Here is a 5,960-nt window from a genome sequence, read left to right on the forward strand (position 1 = left end):
GCCGGCCAGGCCCTTCAGGGTATGCACCATCAGCGCCGCCTCCCGCCACTGGGCCTGGTCTGCCTGGGCCTTCAGCTGCGCGAGCTGGCCGGGCAGATCGCGCAGGAACAGCCGCAGCATGCGCTCGTAGACCGGAACATTGCCGCCAAGACGCTCCACCGCCGGCGCCAGCACGATGTCGGCCTCTCGCGCAGCCGCCATCAGGTCCTGGGACAGCGGCACCGCCGAGACCGGCGCGGCGACGACCTCGTCATCACGCCCGGCGTGGCGCCGGATGACCGCCACCAGATCGTTCAGTTCGAAGGGCTTGCCCACATGATCATCCATGCCAGCGTTCAGGCAGGCATCGCGATCGCTGCTCATGGCGTTGGCGGTCATGGCGATGATCGGCAGCGCGGCGTGATCGGGATGCCGGCGGATGCGGGCCGTTGCGCCAAAGCCATCCATCACCGGCATCTGCAGATCCATGAGCACCGCATCGAAGGGCGGCCTGGCCGCGAAGACCGCCTCGACGCCGCGCTCGCCGTTGTCGGCCAGCGTGACCTCGGCCCCCTCGGCGATGAGCAGTTCCTGCGCCACCTGCTGGTTGTTCGGGTTGTCCTCCACCACCAGCAGACGCAGACCCTGCAGGCGTCCGCCCATTGCCGGTGCGGGAACCCCGATCCGCCGGTCGATGCCCAGGCGGGCATCGGCGACGGCATCGAGCAGCATGGCCGCGGTGACCGGCTTGACCAGATACCCGCCCAGCGAGGCCTGCTCGCTCGAACTGCGCTGCGCCAGCATCTCGCGGTCGTGGGCGGTGACCATCATCACCAGGGTCGCCCCGGGGCGGCCGGACTGGCGCAGGCGCAGGCTGGTCTCCCAGCCGTCCATGCCCGGCATGCGCCAGTCCACCAGAGCGATGTCATAGGGCTCGCCGCGCTCGGCCTGCTCGGCACAGCGCCGGATCGCGGCCTCGCCGTCGGCGACCGCCTCCGTCTGCCAGCCCAGGGAACGCGCCATCTCGCACAGGATGTCACGGGCGGTGGGGTTGTCGTCGACCACCAGCACCCGAAGCGTCGCCAGCTCGGGGCCGGCCTCGGGCGCCACCGGCTCGTCGGCATCCTGCGGCGATCGCTGCAGGTGGATGCGGAAATGGAAATCGCTGCCGCGGCCAGGCGCGCTGTCGACGGCGATGCGTCCGCCCATGAGCTCGACCAGCCGCTGGCTGATCGCCAGACCCAGCCCGGTGCCGCCAAAGCGGCGCGTGGTGGAGGCCTCGGCCTGCGAAAATCCGCTGAAGATGTGCGCCTGCTGCTCGGGTGCGATGCCGATGCCGGAGTCGCGCACGCTGAAGTGGACCTCGACCTCGCCCTCGGTGCGGGAGACCTCGCGCACGCTCACCACCACCTCACCGCGCTCGGTGAACTTGATTGCATTGCCGCCGAGGTTGATCAGCACCTGCTGCAGGCGCATGTCATCACCCACCAGGGCCCGGGGCAGGCCCGGATCGATGTCGAAGAGCACCTCGAGCGGCTTGCTGCCCACGCTGGCCGACAGGATGACCGACAGGTGCCGCATCATCTGATCGAGACGGAACGGCCGCCGGTCCAGCGTCATCATGTTGGCCTCGACCTTGGAGAAGTCGAGGATGTCGTTGAGCAGCATGAGCAGCGAGCGCGCCGCGCCTTCGGTCTTGCCGACATAGTCGCCCTGCCGGCTGGTCAGGGCGGTGGCCTGCAGCAGCCTGAGCATGCCCAGCACGGCATTGAGCGGCGTGCGGATCTCGTGGCTCATGTTGGCGAGGAACTGGCTCTTGGCCTGGTCGGCCTGCTCGGCGGCCTCCTTGGCTTCGCGCAGTCCGAGCAGGTTCTGCTCGCGCTCGGCGATCAGCTGAGAGATCAACGCCGAGATGGCGCGCAGATCCTCGGCATCGTCCTGGCCCGGAACCGCTGCGCCCTCCCCGTCGGCCTGCGCTGCCTCGCTCGGCGTCGAGGCGTCGGCACGCGCGCGCATCTGCGCCGCCGTCTCGCGCAGCACCGCGAAAGCCCGCGCGCGATTCTCATTGGCGCGCTGCAGGTTCTCGGACATCTGGTTGAAGCTCGCCACGAGCACGGCCAGTTCACCGGGCGCCTTCACCTCCACCCGGCTGCCGACCTCGCCGCGGGCAAGCCGCGACGCGGCCTCGGCCAGGCGGATGATCGGTGCCGAGAGATTGCGCGCCAGCACCGTCGACAGCGCGCCGGCGGTGGCCAGCACCAGCAGCAGCAGCACGCCGAAGCCCGGCAGCGCGGTCTTGTAGTAGTCGGCGAGCAGCAGCCGGTCGGGCACCGCATAGGCCACCCGCAACAGCATGCTGCCGGGCACGATGGCCAGGTCGCGCCAGGCGAGCAGGTCGGATTCGCGACGCCGCAGTGCCACCTCGCCCGCAGGCTGGGACGCCGGAAAGTCGCTGCCGCTCAGGGTGAGCAGCGGCTCCGCCGGCTTGAGCAGCACCTCGCCCTGCGGACCGAAAAGCCAGACCGGCGAGCGGTCGAAGAGCTTCACGCCCTTCAGGCGTGCAACGAAGCCATCGAGCTGCAGCCTCACCACCGCCACACCGCTGAAGGCGCCATTGTCGAAGTCGATCGACGGCAGACCCGCCAGCACGCTCAGGCGCCCGGACTCGTCGATGAACGGGCCCTCGACCATGATCTCGCGAGGCGGCATGAACCACTCCATGTTGCCGGCCGAGAGCAGGGCGGGGGTGGTGCGGATGCGGTCATAGAGCCGGGCGAAGTGGCGGGGGGTGGGCGGTGCGGCATCACGCCCGGCATCCGTGCCCCCCTGCGCGCCAAGGTCGGCGCGCGGGCTGCGGCGCTTGTCCTCCACGCTGGCGACCACCTGGTGCTGCGCATCGACGAAGTAGATGCCCGAGTAGGCGTCGTAGTCGGTCTGCAGACGCAGGAAGCTGGTCTCCAGGGTGCGGGCATTGACGATGCGCTCGTCCTGCGAGGCCGAAAGATAGAGCAGCAGCGCCTCGGAGGCCGCAATCTGCTTGAGTGAGCGCTGGAGCCCCAGACCGAACTCCTGCTCGAAGCTCGCCGCCAGGATGTCGATCTGCTGCGTGATGCTCTGCTGCGTGCGAGCCCGAGCCGATTCCTGGGTGTAGCTGTAGGAGATGTAGAAGACTGGCGCGAGCAGCGCCACCCCCACCGCGAAAAAGGCGAACAGCAGCCGGTAGCGGATCGACATCAGGTCAGCGCTGGCCGGGGTGGGCGCACCGGGTCATCCGCGGGCCTTGAGCGCAGCCGAGGTCTCGACCACTTCGTCGATCAGGTACATCGCGTCATCGAGGCGGATGCCGAGCTGGCGGGCCCGGTTGCGGTTGACCAGGTAGGGACCGCGCTCGGGCGTGCGCACCGCCATGCGCGCCGGACTCAGCCCGCGCTCGAGAATGGCATGCGCCATCTCGAAGGCCAGGTAGCCCTGGTTGTAGCCGGAGTCGTTGGCGGTGAGCAGCATGCCCTCGTAGACGAACTGGTCCTCGTGGGAGGCCTCGGGAATGCGGATGGTGTTCAGATACCAGCGCCCGACGTCGAGCATGTCCACATGGTTGCCTCGGGCGTCACGCAAGGTGTCGTGATTGAGCACCACGAAGGCATCGACCTGTTTGGAGAGCTCGACGGCCCGCGACTTGAATTCGTCCAGTGAGTTGGTGAGCACCCGGTCGGTCAGCTTCAGGGGCAGGCTGCCGCGCTGCGCGAGCTGCTCGATCATCTTGGCGTTGGGCCGTGACGACTCCGAATCGCAGGCCAGGATCGCGAAGGTGCGCGCAGCGGGCACCAGGCGCTTGAGCAGATCGAGGCTCTCCTTGTGGTAACCCGACTGCCACACCCCGGTGACATTGCGGCCGGGGGCATCCATGTTGTCGACCAGACCGTACTTCAGGGGCAGCCCGTTGATGCCCCAGAACACCACCGGGGTGGGGGTGTCGAGGAGCTGCCCGCCGATGTACCGGGCCGCGTTGTCGTCGCCCACCATGACCAGATCGGGCTTGAAGGCCTTGATGGCAGCCATGATCCGGGTGGTGGCATTGGCCATCTCGGGCGGCTTGTCGCGCCGCTTGGTGTCCATCCAGTCCTTGCGGATGACCACCCGGGGCGTCTCGATGCTGTCGTTGCGCTCGAGCTGCCGCACCTGCTCGTCGTTCTCGAGATAGCCCAGCTTGCGCAGCGCCGCGCTCACCCCGCGCTGGGTGGACTGCGACCACAGGTAGGCCTTGTGGTAACTGCTGACGATGAAGATGCGCTTGCGGACATGCGCCGCCCGCGCCACCCACGGTGCGCCCAGCGACCCGGCGCCGAGCAGCGCGCCGGCCTGGACCAGGGAACGACGCAGGCCGGACATCAGGCCACCTTCCGGCGGGCCCGCCAGCGGGCGAAGATCTCGTTCACCTGCGCCGAATACATGTCGAGCGCAGCCTCCGCAGACATGCGGCTGGAGGCCACATCGGCGAACATCTTGGGCACCAGCCACGCCTTCCAGATCTCGTCGATGGCACCGTTGGCGTAGCCGGGGTGCCCCACGCCCACGGTCCACTTGTCGGCATCGGAGAAGATCGCGTACTTGTCCGGTGGTTGCGCCTTGGCGTCGCGCGCGATGAGCTGCTGCAGATCAGGCACCAGTTGCGGGTAGGTGGGGAAGTTGTAGAACTCGCTGGCAAGGAAGGCGCTGCGCGAAGCGCCGGCCAGGTCGACCAGGAACTTCTTGGCACCGTCGATATTGCGGGCGAACTTCCAGATGGCGTAGGCGTTCATGAGGTGCATCACACCCAGCGCCGAGGCTGGCCCGCGGGCCGGACGGCCGAGCGCGATGCGGCTGGCCACCGGAATCCTCTCGTTTTCGCCGGTACGCGTGACCGAGATGGCGTTGAGCGTGAGCGAACCCTTGCCGGCCAGCATCTGCCGGTTGTTGGATGACGCATCCCACGAAAAGATCTCGTCGGTCATGGCGTCGGTGAAGAGCGCCTTGCCGTACTTCAGGGCCTCGAGGGTATTGCGCGACTTCAGGCTCGGACGACCGTCGGCATCCTGCACCCCGGCGCCGAAGGCGAGCAGAACGGAGCGCAGCGCCATGCTGCTGTCCAGTTCATTGGACATGCCGATGCCCACCGGGATGCCGTGCTTCTCCTTGATGCGGCGCCCGCCTTCGCGGATGGCATCCCAGCTGTCAGGCCTGACACCCACCTCGTCCCAGAGATCCTTCCGGTAATTGACCGGGTCGGGCACATAGCTGTCGGAGAAGCCGAAGTACTTCTTCGTGGTGGGATTGAAGGTGCTGCGGATCGCGATGTCCAGGGGCTTGCCGAAGCGGCGCTCGCACTCGGCATAGATCTCCTTGTGATCGATGACATGGTCTTCGTAGGACGCCGGCGGGCTGAGGAACATGCACAGGTCGTGGCCGAGCTTCTTGGCGATCTCGGCCTCGGCCCGGCTCTCGATGCTGGTCATGCCCACGTTGGTGACGATCACCTCGGTGTCGTTCTTCTCGCCCCACTCGACCACGAACTTCTTGTTGAACCACTCGTCGAAGGCCGGCACGAAGTGGTTCCACTGCATGATCTTCAGGGTCTTGCGACGGGCCTGGGCACCGCCCGGACGCGGCAGGCCCACCGAGGCGGCCAGACCCACCGAGCCGGTGGCCCGGATGAAGCCCCGGCGGGTGGCGGCGTCGGGGGCGCGCGGACCGTCGGCGGGTTCCGCAGGCTTCGGAGAGGCATTCACGGGTGTTCTCCAGTGGGAACCAGGGGCTGCCCGATGGTACGGCGCATCCGGGCGCCGGACAACACGCACCGGCCGGCGGCGGCCTGCTGCCAGGGCCTCAGGTGCGGGTCGACGCAGGGCGATGCCGGCCCGCTGCGGCCCGGCCCGGCCTGGCCTTACCGGCCCAGTGGCCGGCCTCGTCCATCAGGTGCTGGCGGAACACCGCGGCGATCGGCG

General features: G+C 68.3%; 3 protein-coding genes. All 3 read right to left on the bottom strand.

Annotated elements, in window-relative coordinates; translation table 11 throughout:
- A partial coding sequence (locus tag AC2H6A_RS17310; RefSeq protein WP_484274964.1) for a response regulator occupies window positions 1–3,213 on the bottom strand: 3,213 nt, incomplete at its 3' end.
- 33 nt (window positions 3,214–3,246) lie between these two features.
- Window positions 3,247–4,368 carry an ABC transporter substrate-binding protein gene (locus tag AC2H6A_RS17315; protein WP_484274965.1) on the bottom strand — a complete coding sequence of 374 codons (1,122 nt, stop codon included), beginning with the start codon at window positions 4,366–4,368 and terminating at the stop codon, window positions 3,247–3,249.
- Window positions 4,368–5,744 carry an extracellular solute-binding protein gene (locus tag AC2H6A_RS17320; protein WP_484274966.1) on the bottom strand — a complete coding sequence of 459 codons (1,377 nt, stop codon included), beginning with the start codon at window positions 5,742–5,744 and terminating at the stop codon, window positions 4,368–4,370. Before AC2H6A_RS17320 ends, AC2H6A_RS17315 begins: the two co-directional genes overlap by 1 nt.
- Between the last annotated feature and the right edge of the window lie 216 nt (window positions 5,745–5,960).

The sequence above is a fragment of the Quisquiliibacterium sp. genome (genome assembly GCF_982640115.1).

What these genes read in the sequence shown, in the direction of transcription:
- AC2H6A_RS17315 (WP_484274965.1), bottom strand. Translation starts at nt 4,368, where the DNA reads ATGTCCGGCCTGCGTCGTTCCCTGGTCCAGGCCGGCGCGCTGCTCGGC.